This window comes from Escherichia sp. E2661, from assembly GCF_004745185.1.
In the GTDB taxonomy this organism is placed as follows: Bacteria; Pseudomonadota; Gammaproteobacteria; order Enterobacterales; family Enterobacteriaceae; genus Escherichia.
The window spans coordinates 134,140-150,566 of the sequence record NZ_PDIG01000019.1 but is presented as its reverse complement, the minus strand read 5'-3'; the positions used below and the strand labels follow the sequence as shown (position 1 = coordinate 150,566).

At 51.8% G+C, this 16,427-nt stretch carries 8 protein-coding genes and 4 pseudogenes; 11 read left to right on the top strand and 1 reads right to left on the bottom strand.

Features of this window, described 5'->3' with window-relative positions; translation table 11 throughout:
• Window positions 1-75: 75 nt before the first annotated feature.
• The 6 genes and pseudogenes from yhhW to CRI63_RS10250 all read left to right on the top strand — a co-directional run bounded on the left by yhhW (window position 76) and on the right by CRI63_RS10250 (window position 7,309).
• Complete coding sequence (gene yhhW, locus CRI63_RS10275; RefSeq protein ID WP_130209049.1) at window positions 76-771, top strand: quercetin 2,3-dioxygenase; 696 nt, start codon at window positions 76-78, stop codon at window positions 769-771.
• A 92-nt stretch (window positions 772-863) separates the two neighbouring features.
• A complete protein-coding gene (gene gntR, locus CRI63_RS10270; protein ID WP_130209047.1) occupies window positions 864-1,859 on the top strand; it encodes a gluconate operon transcriptional repressor GntR in 996 nt (331 codons plus the stop codon).
• 138 nt (window positions 1,860-1,997) lie between these two features.
• A pseudogene (gene gntK / locus CRI63_RS10265) lies at window positions 1,998-2,526 on the top strand (gluconokinase).
• 3 nt (window positions 2,527-2,529) lie between these two features.
• Window positions 2,530-3,870 carry a gluconate transporter gene (gene gntU / locus CRI63_RS10260; protein WP_000210111.1) on the top strand — a complete coding sequence of 447 codons (1,341 nt, stop codon included), beginning with the start codon at window positions 2,530-2,532 and terminating at the stop codon, window positions 3,868-3,870.
• Window positions 3,871-4,009: 139 nt separating this feature from the next.
• Window positions 4,010-6,107, top strand: a pseudogene (locus CRI63_RS10255) (RecQ family ATP-dependent DNA helicase).
• Window positions 6,014-7,309, top strand: a complete 1,296-nt coding sequence (locus CRI63_RS10250) for a DNA-processing protein DprA (protein WP_135519440.1) — start codon at window positions 6,014-6,016, stop codon at window positions 7,307-7,309. The pseudogene CRI63_RS10255 and the gene CRI63_RS10250 overlap by 94 nt, the downstream one beginning before the upstream one ends.
• A gap of 45 nt (window positions 7,310-7,354) precedes the next feature.
• Here the strand turns inward: CRI63_RS10250 and yhgN are convergent, their stop codons facing one another.
• A complete protein-coding gene (gene yhgN, locus CRI63_RS10245; RefSeq protein WP_130217718.1) occupies window positions 7,355-7,948 on the bottom strand; it encodes an NAAT family transporter YhgN in 594 nt (197 codons plus the stop codon).
• A gap of 191 nt (window positions 7,949-8,139) precedes the next feature.
• On the opposite strand from yhgN, the gene asd reads away from it, so the two are divergent.
• The 5 genes and pseudogenes from asd (at window position 8,140) to glgA (ending at window position 16,417) form a co-directional block, all read left to right on the top strand.
• The gene (asd, locus tag CRI63_RS10240) at window positions 8,140-9,243 is read left to right on the top strand and encodes an aspartate-semialdehyde dehydrogenase (RefSeq protein ID WP_130217716.1); all 1,104 of its coding nucleotides are present in this window, start codon (window positions 8,140-8,142) and stop codon (window positions 9,241-9,243) included.
• Window positions 9,244-9,514: 271 nt separating this feature from the next.
• Window positions 9,515-11,700 (top strand): annotated as a pseudogene (gene glgB, locus CRI63_RS10235) (1,4-alpha-glucan branching enzyme).
• Window positions 11,697-13,670, top strand: coding sequence for a glycogen debranching protein GlgX (gene glgX, locus CRI63_RS10230; RefSeq protein ID WP_135519437.1), 1,974 nt, complete (start codon window positions 11,697-11,699; stop codon window positions 13,668-13,670). The pseudogene glgB and the gene glgX overlap by 4 nt, the downstream one beginning before the upstream one ends.
• Window positions 13,671-13,687: 17 nt before the next feature.
• Window positions 13,688-14,983, top strand: coding sequence for a glucose-1-phosphate adenylyltransferase (gene glgC / locus CRI63_RS10225; protein ID WP_130217714.1), 1,296 nt, complete (start codon window positions 13,688-13,690; stop codon window positions 14,981-14,983).
• A pseudogene (glgA, locus tag CRI63_RS10220) lies at window positions 14,983-16,417 on the top strand (glycogen synthase GlgA). Before glgC ends, glgA begins: the two are co-directional and overlap by 1 nt.
• The last annotated feature ends 10 nt before the right edge of the window (window positions 16,418-16,427 follow it).

The following is a 16,427-nucleotide window of genomic DNA, read 5'->3' as shown; positions in this document are numbered from 1 at the left end:
ATTTTCACCCTCTATCATCCCAGGCAGATCGGGTCCACACTAAGCCCATCGAAATCATTCAGGGGGCGAATACAAATGATCTACTTACGCAAAGCAAATGAACGCGGTCATGCAAATCATGGCTGGCTGGACTCCTGGCATACTTTCTCTTTTGCCAACTATTATGATCCGAACTTTATGGGTTTCTCCGCGTTGCGCGTGATTAACGACGACGTGATTGAAGCAGGGCAGGGCTTCGGCACTCACCCGCATAAAGATATGGAAATTTTGACCTACGTGCTGGAAGGTACTGTTGAGCACCAGGACAGCATGGGCAATAAAGAACAGGTTCCGGCGGGCGAGTTCCAGATTATGAGTGCGGGTACGGGTATTCGTCACTCAGAGTACAACCCAAGCAGCACCGAGCGTCTGCATCTGTATCAGATCTGGATCATGCCGGAAGAAAACGGCATTACGCCGCGTTATGAACAGCGTCGCTTCGATGCCGTGCAGGGTAAACAACTGGTGCTCTCGCCGGATGCGCGTGACGGTTCGCTGAAAGTGTATCAGGATATGGAACTGTACCGCTGGGCGCTGGTAAAAGATGAGCAGTCGATACATCAGATTGCCGCTGAACGCCGCGTCTGGATCCAGGTGGTGAAAGGTAATGTCACTATTAACGGCGTAAAAGCCTCGACCAGCGATGGTCTGGCGATTTGGGATGAGCAGGCGATTTCCGTCCACGCTGATAGCGACAGTGAAATCCTGCTGTTCGATTTACCGCCAGTCTAAATTTATCTCACAACCTTCCTGAGGAATCAGGAAGGTTGTGATGCGTCCGTGGTAAACTAAAGGAATCTATCCCTTTTGTACCTTTCAGGACGATGAAAAAGAAAAGACCCGTACTTCAGGATGTGGCTGACCGTGTAGGCGTGACCAAAATGACGGTCAGCCGCTTTTTGCGTAACCCGGAGCAGGTTTCCGTCGCTCTACGTGGCAAGATTGCCGCCGCTCTTGATGAACTGGGTTATATTCCCAATCGCGCGCCCGATATCCTCTCTAACGCCACCAGCCGGGCGATTGGTGTCCTGTTACCTTCTCTCACCAACCAGGTTTTTGCGGAAGTATTACGCGGAATCGAAAGCGTCACCGACGCGCACGGTTATCAAACCATGCTGGCGCACTACGGTTATAAACCGGAAATGGAGCAAGAACGCCTTGAATCGATGCTCTCCTGGAATATCGATGGCCTGATCCTTACCGAACGTACCCACACGCCACGCACCTTAAAGATGATTGAAGTGGCGGGTATTCCGGTGGTGGAGCTGATGGACAGCCAGTCGCCGTGCCTCGATATCGCTGTCGGTTTTAATAACTTTGAAGCGGCACGCCAGATGACTGCCGCTATTATTGCTCGCGGGCATCGTCACATTGCTTATCTCGGCGCACGTCTCGACGAACGTACTATCATCAAACAGAAGGGATATGAGCAGGCGATGCTGGATGCAGGCCTGGTGCCATATAGCGTGATGGTTGAACAATCTTCTTCTTACTCTTCCGGTATTGAACTGATTCGTCAGGCGCGGCGGGAATATCCACAGTTGGATGGCGTGTTCTGTACCAACGATGACCTGGCGGTCGGCGCGGCGTTTGAATGTCAGCGTCTGGGGTTGAAAGTTCCTGACGATATGGCGATTGCCGGTTTCCACGGTCATGACATCGGCCAGGTGATGGAGCCACGGCTGGCAAGTGTGCTGACGCCGCGTGAGCGGATGGGCAGCATTGGCGCTGAACGCCTGCTGGCGCGTATTCGTGGCGAAGCGGTGACGCCGAAAATGTTAGATTTAGGTTTCACCTTGTCACCGGGTGGATCTATTTAAGCCTACAAATTTGAAGTAGCTCACACTTATACACTTAAGGCACGGATGGATATTGCTTCTGTTTTTGTCCGGCTGGAGAATGTTACCGATAACAGTTACCCGTAACATTCTTAATTCTTGTACTGTGGGGGCACCACTTTGAGCACGACTAATCATGATCACCACATTTACGTCTTAATGGGCGTATCGGGCAGCGGCAAATCTGCGGTCGCCAGTGAAGTGGCGCATCAACTTCATGCCGCGTTTCTTGATGGCGATTTCCTCCATCCGCGCCGCAATATCGAAAAAAATGGCGTCTGGTGAACCGCTGAATGACGACGATCGCAAACCGTGGTTGCAGGCGCTGAACGACGCCGCGTTTGCCATGCAGCGTACCAATAAAGTGTCGCTGATCGTCTGCTCTGCACTGAAAAAACACTATCGCGACCTGCTGCGTGAAGGTAATCCGAATCTCTCTTTCATCTACCTGAAAGGCGATTTTGATGTGATTGAAAGCCGCCTGAAAGCGCGCAAAGGCCATTTCTTTAAAACCCAAATGCTGGTGACGCAGTTTGAAACGCTGCAGGAGCCGGGTGCGGACGAAACCGATGTACTGGTGGTGGATATCGATCAACCGCTGGAAGGTGTTGTGGCAAGCACCATTGAGGTTATTAAAAAAGGCAAATAAGTAGTGACTACATTAACGCTTGTTTTAACAGCAGTAGGGTCTGTTTTACTGCTGCTGTTTTTAGTCATGAAGGCGCGTATGCACGCTTTCCTGGCTTTGATGGTGGTGTCTATGGGGGCTGGCCTTTTTTCCGGTATGCCGCTCGATAAAATCGCAGCGACGATGGAAAAAGGGATGGGAGGCACCCTCGGCTTCCTGGCGGTGGTTGTCGCCCTGGGAGCCATGTTTGGCAAGATCTTACATGAAACCGGCGCAGTCGATCAGATTGCCGTCAAAATGCTCAAATCCTTCGGTCACAGCCGCGCGCATTATGCCATCGGCCTTGCGGGGCTGGTCTGCGCGCTACCGCTGTTCTTTGAAGTGGCGATTGTTCTGCTGATTAGCGTTGCTTTCTCGATGGCGCGCCACACCGGCACGAACCTGGTGAAACTGGTAATCCCATTATTCGCAGGCGTGGCAGCAGCGGCTGCGTTCCTGGTGCCTGGACCAGCGCCGATGCTGCTGGCATCGCAGATGAATGCCGACTTTGGCTGGATGATCCTGATTGGCCTGTGTGCGGCAATTCCGGGGATGATTATTGCCGGGCCGCTGTGGGGCAATTTCATCAGCCGTTACGTGGAGCTGCATATTCCTGACGACATCAGCGAACCGCATCTCGGCGAAGGCAAAATGCCGTCTTTTGGATTCAGCCTGTCGCTGATCCTGCTGCCGCTGGTGCTGGTAGGTCTTAAAACCATTGCTGCGCGTTTTGTACCAGAAGGATCAACTGCTTACGAATGGTTTGAGTTTATCGGTCATCCGTTTACTGCGATTCTGGTTGCTTGTCTGGTAGCGATTTATGGCCTGGCAATGCGTCAGGGCATGCCAAAAGACAAAGTGATGGAGATTTGCGGTCACGCGCTACAACCAGCGGGGATTATTCTGCTGGTGATTGGTGCAGGCGGCGTGTTCAAACAGGTGCTGGTTGACTCTGGCGTAGGTCCGGCGCTGGGCGAAGCATTAACCGGCATGGGCCTGCCGATTGCTATCACCTGCTTCGTGCTGGCAGCTGCAGTGCGCATCATTCAGGGGTCTGCCACCGTTGCCTGTTTAACGGCGGTGGGGCTGGTGATGCCGGTCATTGAACAACTGAACTACTCCGGTGCGCAAATGGCGGCACTGTCGATTTGTATCGCTGGTGGTTCGATTGTCGTCAGCCACGTTAACGACGCCGGTTTCTGGTTGTTCGGTAAATTTACCGGCGCGACCGAAGCCGAAACGCTGAAAACCTGGACCATGATGGAAACCATCCTCGGCACTGTTGGTGCCATCGTCGGGATGATTGCGTTCCAGCTGTTGAGTTAATTACTGCGACAAATTACTGCGAGCTTGCTCGCAGTAATTCATTTCTCTTTTCTCCTCTCTTCATCTTTTTGATCTCTCTCGCAAATTTACCTGCTAATAATCCGTTCTAATCACTGCCTAAAGATAGCAGGAGATAAAGATGGAAAAGCACGGAGCTGAATTGCTTTTAAAGCGGATGTTAGGAAATACCACCGCTACTTTCAGGGAAGGGCAATGGGAAGCCATAGACGCGGTGGTGAACCAACGGCGAAAACTGCTGGTTGTCCAACGCACTGGCTGGGGGAAAAGTGCCGTGTACTTCATCGCCAGTAAAATCTTCCGCGATCGCGGCGTTGGCCCGACAATTATCATCTCTCCTTTGCTTGCCCTGATGCGTAACCAGGTTGCCGCCGCTGAACGGTTAGGTATTACGGCTGAAACGTTGAATTCTACAAACAGAGAAGAATGGCAGCGCATTAGCGATAAGTTGCTGCAAGGTGAGGTCGATTGCTTGCTGGTTTCCCCGGAACGTTTGGCAAACCAGGACTTTATCGAAACGGTTTTATATCCTATAGCCGATCGTATTGGCTTGCTTGTGGTCGACGAGGCGCACTGCATCTCTGATTGGGGCCACGATTTTCGCCCGGATTACCGACGTATATTAGATATTTTGCGCCAACTGCCTGCGAATACCCCTGTTCTGGGTACAACCGCGACAGCGAATAACCGTGTCGTTGAGGATATCCGTCAGCAATTGGGTGACATTGTGATTCAGCGTGGAACGCTGGCTCGCGAAAGTTTGGCGCTTGATGCCTTAGTCTTAGGTGAACAGTCATCCCGTCTGGCATGGTTAGCAACGGTTATCCCTCAGTTTTCCAAATCGGGAATTGTTTATACCCTGACTACTCGCGATGCCGAACTTGTCGCCGAGTGGTTAAGGAAAAATGGTATCAGTGCATTTGCTTACTACAGTGGCGTGACTTGTGAAGGCGCGGAAGATTCTAATACTGCCAGGGAATATCTGGAGCAGGCACTGCTGGCAAATAAAATTAAAGTTCTGGTCGCGACGACGGCGCTGGGAATGGGCTTTGACAAACCGGATTTGGGGTTTGTTATTCATTACCAGATGCCAGGTTCGATAGTTGGTTACTACCAACAGGTGGGGCGTGCCGGTCGCGGTATCGATTCTGCTGTTGGCATACTGCTTTGTGGCAGTGAAGACCGCGCTATTCATAAATTCTTCCGTGAAAGCGCCTTTCCTGCGGAGGCGCAAATTCATGAAATACTCAACGTACTTAGCGAGAATGACGGTCTTACCCTACGAGGCATTGAACAACGGACGAATCTTCGTTATGGGCAAATAGAAAAAGCACTGAAGTTACTGGTAGCTGAAAATCCATCGCCTGTGGTGTATACCGAGAAATTATGGCGCAGAACAATTGTCAGTTTTTCTCCTGACCATGAACGAATTAACCATTTGATGAATCAGAGAAAAAGTGAGCTGGAAGACGTTGAAAGCTATATCACGACCAAGGAGTGCAAAATGCAATTTCTGCGCCGCGCACTCGATGAGCCAAGTGCCGAACGTTGTGGTAAATGTAGCAGTTGTCTTCAGCATCCGTTGTTGTCGCCCGACATTGATAGCGGCTTACTCCATGCGGCAAATTTATTTATTAAACACGCTGACCTGCCATTAAATCTCAATAAACAGGTGGCAGCTGGGGCTTTTACGCAATACGGATTTAAAGGGAACTTGCCTGCGGGTTTACAAGGATCTACGGGGCGAGTCCTTTCTCGTTGGGGCGATTCCGGGGTGGGGAAAGCAGGTAGCACAGGAGAAAAAAATGGGGCGCTTCAGTGATGAGCTGGTGGAGGCATGTGCGGAAATGGTTCGCCAACGCTGGAATCCGCATCCTGAACCAACCTGGGTATGCTGCGTTCCTTCATTAAGGCACCTCGACCTGGTTCCTGATTTTGCCCGGCGACTGGCGGCGAAACTAGGCTTACCTTTTATTGATGCCATTGGAAAAGTCGTGGACAATCCACCGCAGAAAATGCAGCAAAACCGTTTTCACCAGTGTCAAAATCTCGACGGGGCGTTTGTGATTACCCCTCCTTTGATGCCAGGTCCGGCGTTGCTGGTTGACGATATCGTGGATTCTGCATGGACGCTGACAGTTCTGACAGCACTGTTACGCCAGGCAGGTTGCCCGACGGTTTATCCTCTTGCCCTTGCTTCTACCTCGGTAAAAAATTGATGAATCTTTCAGCCAATGCACAAGCAACTCTCCTGCTAACCAGCGATTTTTCTCGCGCGGCGGCGAGTGAGTATAAACCTCTTAGTAATAGTGAATGGGGGAAGTTTGCATTATGGCTGAAGCACCAACGTATCAGTCCCGCCGATCTTCTGGTGCCGCAACCGCAAGAGAAACTTACAGGCTGGAGCGATCCGCGTATTTCTCAGGAGCGTATTCTTGGCTTGCTGGCGCGTGGTCATAGTCTGGCGTTGGCGGTAGATAAGTGGCAACGCGCCGGTTTATGGATCTTAACCCGAGGAGATGCCGATTATCCCGTTCGCTTGAAAAACCGATTGCGAACGGATGCACCTCCCGTTTTATTTGGCTGCGGGAATAAAGCATTACTGCAAGCGGAAGGTATGGCGATTGTTGGCTCGCGAGACGCTCCGACTGACGATTTGCGCTATACCCAACAACTGGCCGCGAAACTGGCCCAACAGGGGATTTGCGTTATCTCTGGTGGTGCGCGAGGTATTGATGAATGTGCAATGGCGTCGGCACTAGAGGCCGGGGGAACTGCCGTTGGCGTATTAGCTGATAGCTTGTTAAAAACGAGCACGTTAGTGAAATGGCGTGAAGGGCTTATAGCAGGCAACCTGGTGTTGATTTCGCCGTTTTACCCAGAGGTACGTTTCACTGTCGGCAATGCGATGGCGCGGAATAAATATATTTATTGCCTTGCTGAAAGCGCAATGGTTGTACGTGCGGGAATGACCGGTGGAACGATAACCGGGGCGATGGAGGCATTAAAACATCAGTGGCTGCCTGTCCTGGTTAAACCAAATCAGGATATGCAATCAGCCAATTCACGATTAGTAGAAAATGGGGCGTCATGGAGTGCTGAACAGGCTGAGAATGTGCCGATCAGACTGCCAGATGTTCCTGGGCTGATGTATGACAGAGCACTCCGTAACGCTCAACCAGAACTGTTTTCGCTGCATGAAGATGACGCAAATTACGCAGTAATGTCCGCGCATACGCCTGTCGATTTTTATCAACTCTTTGTGGCGGAACTGGCGATCCTTGCAAAGGAATCGATAAGTATTGAAAGGCTGGCGTCTTGTACTGGTTTAACCATCGAACAAATTAGTGTGTGGCTGAACCGCGCAGAAGAAGAGGGAAGGGTTATTCGATTGGGCGAAGGTCATTATCAGTTCAGGTAATAAAACAGGTGCCGCGTCTGGTTGTGTGCAGCACCTATTTGAACCTTAACCCTTCATCCACATCCGAATGCCGTCGAGGAACATCTGGGTTGCCATCATCACCAGAATCAATCCCATCAGGCGTTCCAGTGCATTCACTCCTTTCTCGCCCAGCAGACGTAAAAATAGCGAAGACTGAAGCAGGATGACAAAGGTGCCGCCCCAGGCCAGCAGCAGCGCAATCACCAGATGCCCCATCTGATTCGGGTACTGATGAGACAGCAACATTAATGTGGCGAGAATAGTCGGCCCTGCTACTAATGGGATTGCCAGCGGCACAATAAATGGCTCTTCACCTGCCGGAAGCCCACTGCTATTGCCAGAAGCACTGGGGAAAATCATCTTAATGGCGATCAGAAAGAGAATGATGCCGCCAGAAATGGAGACGGTTTCCGCCCGCAGGCTAAGAAATGCCAGAATTTTCTCACCCGCAAACAGGAACACCAGCATCACCATGAGAGCAATAAGCAACTCTCGCACCATGATTGCCCGACGTCTTTTCGGTTCTGTATGTTTCAGTACGGACATAAAAATAGGTAGGTTTCCGAGCGGATCCATAATCAAGATCAATAAAACTGCTGCAGAAATGATTTCATTCATAACTCAAGTTCCCTGATAATTGCCGTGGACTTTCTGCGTGCTACGAAAGCAGGATAAGTCGCATTACTGATGGCTTCGCTATCATTGATTAATTTCACTTGCGACTTTGGCTGCTTTTTGTATGGTGAAAGATGTGCCATGAGGACACCGGCACATATATACAGCACACATCTTTGCAGGAAAAAACGCTTATGAAAAATGTTGGTTTTATCGGCTGGCGCGGTATGGTCGGCTCCGTTCTCATGCAACGCATGGTTGAAGAGCGCGACTTCGACGCCATTCGCCCTGTCTTCTTTTCGACTTCACAGTCTGGTCAGGCTGCGCCTTCCTTTGGCGGTGCTTCTGGCACACTTCAGGATGCCTTTGATCTGGAGGCGCTGAAGGCTCTCGATATCATCGTAACCTGTCAGGGCGGCGAGTATACCAACGAAATCTATCCAAAGCTCCGTGAGAGCGGATGGCAAGGTTACTGGATTGACGCAGCATCGTCTCTGCGCATGAAAGATGACGCCATCATCATTCTTGACCCAGTCAATCAGGACGTCATTACTGATGGATTAAATAAAGGCATCAGGACTTTTGTTGGCGGTAACTGTACCGTAAGCCTGATGTTGATGTCGTTGGGCGGTTTATTCGCCAATGATCTTGTTGATTGGGTTTCCGTTGCAACCTACCAGGCGGCTTCCGGCGGTGGTGCGCGACATATGCGTGAGTTGTTAACCCAGATGGGCCAACTGTATGGCCATGTGGCGGATGAACTCGCGACACCGTCCTCTGCTATTCTCGATATTGAACGCAAAGTCACGACCTTAACCCGCAGCGGCGAGTTGTCAGTGGATAACTTTGGCGTGCCATTGGCAGGCAGCCTGATTCCGTGGATCGACAAACAGCTTGATAACGGTCAGAGCCGCGAAGAATGGAAAGGTCAGGCGGAAACCAACAAGATTCTCAACACATCTTCCGTTATTCCGGTAGATGGTTTGTGTGTGCGTGTCGGGGCGTTGCGCTGCCACAGCCAGGCATTCACCATCAAATTGAAAAAAGATGTGTCTATTCCGACCGTGGAAGAACTGTTGGCGGCCCATAACCCGTGGGCAAAAGTGGTTCCAAACGATCGCGAAATCACTATGCGTGAGCTAACCCCAGCTGCCGTCACCGGTACGCTGACCACGCCGGTAGGCCGTTTGCGTAAGCTGAATATGGGACCTGAGTTCCTGTCAGCCTTTACCGTGGGCGACCAGCTGCTGTGGGGGGCCGCGGAGCCGCTACGCCGGATGCTTCGTCAACTGGCGTAATGTTTATTCATTAAATTTGGGGCGTAATGCTGCCCCTTTTAGTGCGTAGTACAGGAGTAAGCGCAGATGTTTCATGATTTACCGGGAGTTAAATAGAGCATTGGCTATTCTTTAAGGGTGGCGGGATACATACGTATTCAATGCCTTACCTGAAGTGAGGACGGCGTAGAGAGGATGCACAGAGTGCTGCGCCGTTCAGGTCAAAAAAATGTCACAACCAGATGTCAAAAATTAGTTGGATGGGGTGACACAATAAAACAGGAAGACAAGCATGTCCGATCGTATCGATAGAGACGTGATTAACGCGCTAATTGCAGGTCATTTTGCGGATCCTTTTTCCGTACTTGGAATGCATAAAACCACAGCGGGACTGGAAGTCCGTGCCCTTTTACCTGACGCCACCGATGTGTGGGTAATTGAACCAAAAACTGGACGCAAAGTCGCTAAACTGGAGTGTCTCGACTCTCGTGGATTCTTCAGCGGCGTCGTTCCTCGGCGTAAAAATTTTTTCCGCTATCAGTTGGCGGTTGTCTGGCATGGCCAGCAGAATCTGATTGATGATCCTTACCGTTTTGGCCCTTTAATCCAGGAAATGGACGCCTGGCTGTTATCTGAAGGTACCCACCTGCGCCCGTATGAAACCTTAGGTGCGCACGCAGATACTATGGATGGCGTTACCGGCACGCGTTTTTCTGTCTGGGCGCCAAATGCCCGCCGTGTCTCGGTTGTTGGGCAATTCAACTACTGGGATGGTCGTCGTCACCCGATGCGCCTGCGTAAAGAGAGCGGTATCTGGGAACTGTTTATCCCTGGCGCGCATAACGGTCAGCTCTATAAATACGAAATGATTGATGCCAATGGCAATCTGCGTTTGAAGTCTGATCCTTATGCCTTCGAAGCGCAGATGCGCCCGGAAACCGCTTCCCTTATTTGCGGACTGCCTGAAAAGGTCGTGCAGACCGAAGAGCGCAAAAAAGCGAATCAGTTTGATGCGCCAATTTCTATCTATGAAGTTCACCTGGGGTCATGGCGTCGTCACGCCGACAACAACTTCTGGTTAAGCTACCGCGAACTTGCCGATCAGTTGGTGCCTTACGCTAAGTGGATGGGCTTTACCCACCTCGAACTGCTGCCAATTAACGAACATCCATTCGATGGCAGTTGGGGCTATCAGCCGACAGGTTTGTATGCGCCAACTCGCCGTTTTGGCACTCGCGATGATTTCCGCTATTTCATTGATGCCGCCCACGCAGCAGGTTTGAACGTGATTCTCGACTGGGTGCCGGGTCACTTCCCAACAGATGACTTTGCACTTGCCGAATTTGACGGTACAAATCTGTATGAACACAGCGATCCGCGTGAAGCTACCATCAGGACTGGAATACCCTGATCTACAACTATGGTCGTCGCGAAGTCAGCAATTTCCTTGTTGGTAACGCGCTGTACTGGATCGAGCGTTTTGGTATCGATGCGCTGCGCGTCGATGCGGTTGCTTCGATGATTTATCGTGATTACAGCCGTAAAGAAGGCGAGTGGATCCCGAACGAGTATGGTGGACGCGAGAATCTGGAAGCGATTGAATTCCTTCGCAATACCAACCGTATTATCGGTGAACAAGTTCCTGGTGCAGTAACGATGGCGGAGGAGTCTACCGACTTCCCGAACGTTTCCCGCCCGCAGGATATTGGTGGTCTGGGCTTCTGGTACAAGTGGAACCTTGGCTGGATGCACGACACTCTGGATTACATGAAGCTCGACCCGGTTTATCGTCAATACCACCACAATAAACTCACCTTCGGGATGCTCTACAACTACACTGAAAACTTCGTCCTGCCGCTGTCGCACGACGAAGTGGTGCACGGCAAAAAATCGATTCTCGACAGGATGCCAGGCGATGCATGGCAGAAGTTTGCCAATCTGCGAGCCTACTATGCCTGGATGTGGGCGTTCCCGGGCAAGAAACTGTTGTTCATGGGTAACGAATTTGCCCAAGGGCGTGAGTGGAACCACGATGCCAGCCTCGACTGGCATCTGCTGGAAGGTGGCGACAACTGGCATCACGGTGTCCAGCGACTGGTACGCGATCTGAACCATACTTATCGTCACCACAAAGCTCTGCACGAGCTGGATTTCGACGCCTACGGCTTTGAATGGCTGGTGGTGGATGACCATGAGCGCTCGGTGCTGATCTTTGTGCGTCGCGATAAAGAGGGTAACGAAATTATCGTTGCCAGCAACTTTACGCCGGTGCCGCGCCATGATTATCGCTTTGGCATTAATCAGCCAGGTAAGTGGCGTGAGATTCTCAACACCGATTCCATGCACTACCACGGCAGCAATGCTGGCAATGGCGGCGCGGTACATAGCGATGAGATCGCCAGCCACGGTCGTCAGCATTCATTGAGCCTTACTCTACCACCGCTGGCTACTATCTGGCTGGTGCGGGAGGGAGAATGACACAACTCGCCATTGGCAAACCTGCTCCCCTTGGCGCGCACTATGATGGCCAGGGCGTCAACTTCACGCTCTTTTCCGCTCATGCTGAGCGGGTAGAGCTATGTGTGTTTGACGCTCAGGGCATAGAACACCGGTATGACTTGCCAGGACGCAGCGGCGATGTCTGGCACGGTTACTTGCCGGATGCGCGCCCGGGTTTGCACTATGGGTATCGCGTACATGGCCCCTGGCAACCTGCCGTGGGGCATCGCTTTAACCCGGCGAAGTTGTTGATTGATCCTTGCGCGCGGCAAATTGAGGGTGAGTTTAAAGATAACCCGCTGCTGCATGCAGGCCATAATGAACCTGATTATCGTGACAACGCCGCCATTGCGCCGAAATGCGTGGTGGTGGTCGATCACTATGACTGGGAGGATGATGCCCCGCCGCGCACGCCGTGGGGCAGCACCATCATTTATGAAGCCCATGTCAAAGGATTAACCTATCTGCATCCGGAGATCCCGGTTGAGATCCGCGGCACCTATAAAGCGCTCGGCCATCCGGTGATGATCAACTATTTAAAACGGTTGGGCATTACCGCGCTGGAACTGTTGCCAGTGGCGCAGTTTGCCAGTGAGCCGCGCCTGCAACGCATGGGGCTAAGTAACTACTGGGGCTACAATCCGGTGGCGCTGTTTGCACTGCATCCGGCATATGCCAGCTCGCCCGAAACGGCGTTGGACGAGTTCCGCGACGCAGTGAAAGCCCTGCACAAGGCGGGTATTGAAGTCATTCTCGACATCGTACTCAACCACAGTGCGGAACTGGACCTGGACGGCCCGGTATTCTCACTGCGCGGGATCGACAACCGTAGCTATTATTGGATAAGAGACGACGGCGATTATCACAACTGGACTGGTTGTGGTAATACGCTCAATTTGAGCCATCCGGCGGTAGTGGAGTACGCCAGCGCCTGTCTACGCTACTGGGTAGAAACCTGCCACGTTGATGGCTTCCGCTTCGATCTCGCAGCAGTCATGGGACGAACACCGGAGTTTCGTCAGGATGCGCCGCTGTTTACGGCTATCCAGAATTGCCCTGTGCTTTCGCAAGTGAAGTTAATTGCCGAACCGTGGGATATCGCGCCAGGTGGTTATCAGGTGGGCAATTTCCCACCGCTGTTTGCCGAGTGGAATGATCATTTCCGCGACGCCGCACGCCGTTTCTGGCTGCACTATAACCTGTCGCTGGGTGAGTTTGCCGGGCGTTTTGCCGCCTCCAGCGATGTTTTTAAACGTAATGGCCGTCTGCCGAGTGCTGCGATTAATCTCGTCACTGCGCATGACGGTTTTACGCTTCGCGACTGCGTTTGTTTCAACCATAAACACAATGAAGCAAATGGAGAGGAAAATCGCGACGGGACCAACAACAATTACAGTAACAATCATGGTAAAGAAGGGTTAGGCGGTACTCTTGATTTGATTGAACGGCGGCGCGACAGCATTCACGCCCTGTTAACGACGTTGTTGCTCTCCCAGGGTACGCCGATGTTACTGGCAGGTGATGAACATGGTCACAGCCAGCATGGCAATAACAATGCCTACTGTCAGGATAACCAACTAACGTGGTTGGACTGGTCGCAGGCAAACAGTGGGTTAACGGGGTTTACCGCCGCGTTAATCCATTTGCGCAAGCGCATTCCTGCTTTGGTAGAGGATCGCTGGTGGGAAGAAGGCGATGGCAATGTCCGTTGGCTGAATCGATATGCTCAACCTTTAAGCTCGGATGAGTGGCAAAACGGGCCAAAGCAGCTGCAAATTTTGCTTTCGGATCGTTTTTTGATCGCAATAAACGCCACGCTTGAGGTAACAGAGATTGTTTTACCTGCTGGGGAGTGGCACGCCATTCCCCCATTCGCTGGAGAGGATAACCCAGTGATTACGGCTGTCTGGCCGGGACCTGCACACGGATTGTGTGTGTTCCAGAGATGATAAAAAAGGAGTTAGTCATGGTTAGTTTAGAGAAGAACGATCACTTAATGTTGGCGCGCCAGCTGCCATTGAAATCTGTTGCCCTGATACTGGCGGGAGGACGTGGTACTCGCCTGAAGGATTTAACCAATAAGAGAGCAAAGCCTGCCGTACACTTCGGCGGTAAGTTCCGCATTATCGACTTTGCGCTGTCCAACTGCATCAACTCTGGGATCCGTCGTATGGGCGTGATCACCCAGTACCAGTCTCACACCCTGGTGCAGCATATTCAGCGCGGCTGGTCGTTCTTCAATGAAGAAATGAACGAGTTTGTCGACCTGCTGCCCGCGCAGCAGAGAATGAAAGGGGAAAACTGGTATCGCGGTACCGCAGACGCGGTCACTCAAAACCTCGATATCATCCGCCGCTATAAAGCGGAGTATGTGGTGATCCTGGCTGGTGACCACATCTACAAGCAAGACTACTCGCGAATGCTTATCGACCACGTCGAAAAAGGTGCGCGTTGTACTGTTGCTTGTATGCCAGTACCGATTGAAGAAGCCTCTGCATTTGGCGTTATGGCAGTCGATGAAAACGATAAAATTATCGAATTTGTTGAAAAACCGGCTAACCCGCCATCAATGCCAAACGATCCGAGCAAATCTCTGGCGAGTATGGGTATCTACGTCTTTGACGCCGACTATCTATATGAATTGCTGGAAGAAGACGATCGTGATGAAAACTCCAGCCACGACTTTGGTAAAGATTTGATTCCAAAGATCACCGAAGCAGGCCTGGCTTATGCGCATCCATTCCCTCTCTCTTGCGTACAGTCTGACCCAGACGCCGAGCCGTACTGGCGCGATGTGGGTACGCTGGAAGCTTACTGGAAAGCGAACCTTGATCTGGCCTCTGTGGTGCCGGAACTGGATATGTACGATCGCAACTGGCCAATTCGCACCTACAATGAATCATTGCCACCAGCGAAATTCGTTCAGGATCGCTCCGGTAGTCATGGGATGACCCTTAACTCACTGGTTTCCGGCGGTTGTGTAATCTCTGGTTCAGTGGTGGTGCAGTCCGTTCTGTTCTCACGCGTTCGTGTTAATTCATTCTGCAACATTGATTCCGCCGTATTGTTACCGGAAGTATGGGTAGGTCGCTCGTGCCGTCTGCGCCGCTGTGTCATTGACCGCGCTTGTGTCATTCCGGAAGGCATGGTGATTGGTGAGGATGCAGAGGAAGATGCACGTCGTTTCTATCGTTCAGAAGAAGGCATCGTGCTGGTTACGCGCGAAATGCTACGGAAGTTAGGGTATAAACAGGAGCGATAATGCAGGTTTTACATGTATGTTCAGAGATGTTCCCGCTGCTTAAAACCGGCGGTCTGGCTGATGTTATTGGGGCATTACCCGCAGCACAAATCGCAGACGGCGTTGACGCTCGCGTACTGTTGCCTGCATTTCCCGATATTCGCCGTGGCGTGACCGATGCGCAGGTGGTATCTCGTCGTGATACCTTTGCCGGACATTTCACGCTGCTGTTTGGGCATTACAACGGGGTTGGCATTTACCTGATTGATGCACCGCATCTCTACGATCGTCCCGGAAGCCCGTATCACGATACCAACTTATTTGCCTACACCGACAACGTGTTGCGTTTTGCGCTGTTGGGGTGGGTCGGGGCAGAAATGGCCAGTGGGCTGGACCCATTCTGGCGCCCTGATGTAGTGCACGCGCACGACTGGCATGCAGGCCTTGCGCCTGCGTATCTGGCGGCACGCGGGCGTCCGGCGAAGTCTGTGTTTACTGTGCACAATCTGGCCTATCAAGGCATGTTTTATGCACATCACATGAATGACATCCAATTGCCATGGTCATTCTTTAATGTTCATGGGCTGGAGTTCAACGGGCAAATCTCTTTCCTGAAAGCCGGACTGTATTACGCTGACCATATTACAGCGGTTAGTCCGACCTACGCTCGCGAGATTACTGAACCACAGTTTGCCTACGGTATGGAAGGTTTACTTCAGCAGCGTCATCGTGAAGGACGACTTTCCGGCGTACTGAACGGCGTGGACGAGAAAATCTGGAGTCCAGAGACGGACTTACTTTTAGCCTCGCGTTACACCCGCGATTCATTGGAGGATAAAGCGGAGAATAAGCGCCAGTTGCAAATCGCAATGGGGCTTAAGGTTGACGATAAAGTGCCGCTTTTTGCAGTGGTGAGCCGTCTGACCAGCCAGAAAGGCCTGGATCTGGTGTTAGAAGCCTTACCGGGCCTTCTGGAACAGGGCGGACAACTGGCGCTGCTCGGCGCGGGCGATCCGGTATTGCAGGAAGGTTTCCTTGCTGCAGCAGCGGAACACCCCCGGTCAGGTTGGTGTACAGATTGGTTATCACGAAGCATTTTCGCATCGCATTATGGGCGGCGCGGACGTCATTCTGGTGCCCAGTCGTTTTGAACCGTGCGGTTTAACACAACTTTATGGATTGAAGTACGGCACGCTGCCTTTGGTGCGGCGTACCGGTGGGCTTGCTGATACAGTCTCTGACAGTTCTCTAGAGAACCTCGCAGATGGCGTCGCCAGTGGGTTTGTCTTTGAAGATAGTAATGCCTGGTCGCTGTTACGGGCTATTCGACGTGCTTTTGTACTTTGGTCCCGTCCTTCACTTTGGCGGTTTGTGCAACGTCAGGCTATGGCAATGGATTTTAGCTGGCAGGTCGCGGCGAAGTCGTACCGTGAGCTTTACTATCGCTTGAAATAGTTTTCAGGAA

What these genes read in the sequence shown, in the direction of transcription:
- yhhW (WP_130209049.1), top strand. Translation starts at nt 76, where the DNA reads ATGATCTACTTACGCAAAGCAAATGAACGCGGTCATGCAAATCATGGC.
- gntR (WP_130209047.1), top strand. Translation starts at nt 864, where the DNA reads ATGAAAAAGAAAAGACCCGTACTTCAGGATGTGGCTGACCGTGTAGGC.
- CRI63_RS10250 (WP_135519440.1), top strand. Translation starts at nt 6,014, where the DNA reads ATGGACGCTGACAGTTCTGACAGCACTGTTACGCCAGGCAGGTTGCCC.
- yhgN (WP_130217718.1), bottom strand. Translation starts at nt 7,948, where the DNA reads ATGAATGAAATCATTTCTGCAGCAGTTTTATTGATCTTGATTATGGAT.
- asd (WP_130217716.1), top strand. Translation starts at nt 8,140, where the DNA reads ATGAAAAATGTTGGTTTTATCGGCTGGCGCGGTATGGTCGGCTCCGTT.
- glgX (WP_135519437.1), top strand. Translation starts at nt 11,697, where the DNA reads ATGACACAACTCGCCATTGGCAAACCTGCTCCCCTTGGCGCGCACTAT.
- glgC (WP_130217714.1), top strand. Translation starts at nt 13,688, where the DNA reads ATGGTTAGTTTAGAGAAGAACGATCACTTAATGTTGGCGCGCCAGCTG.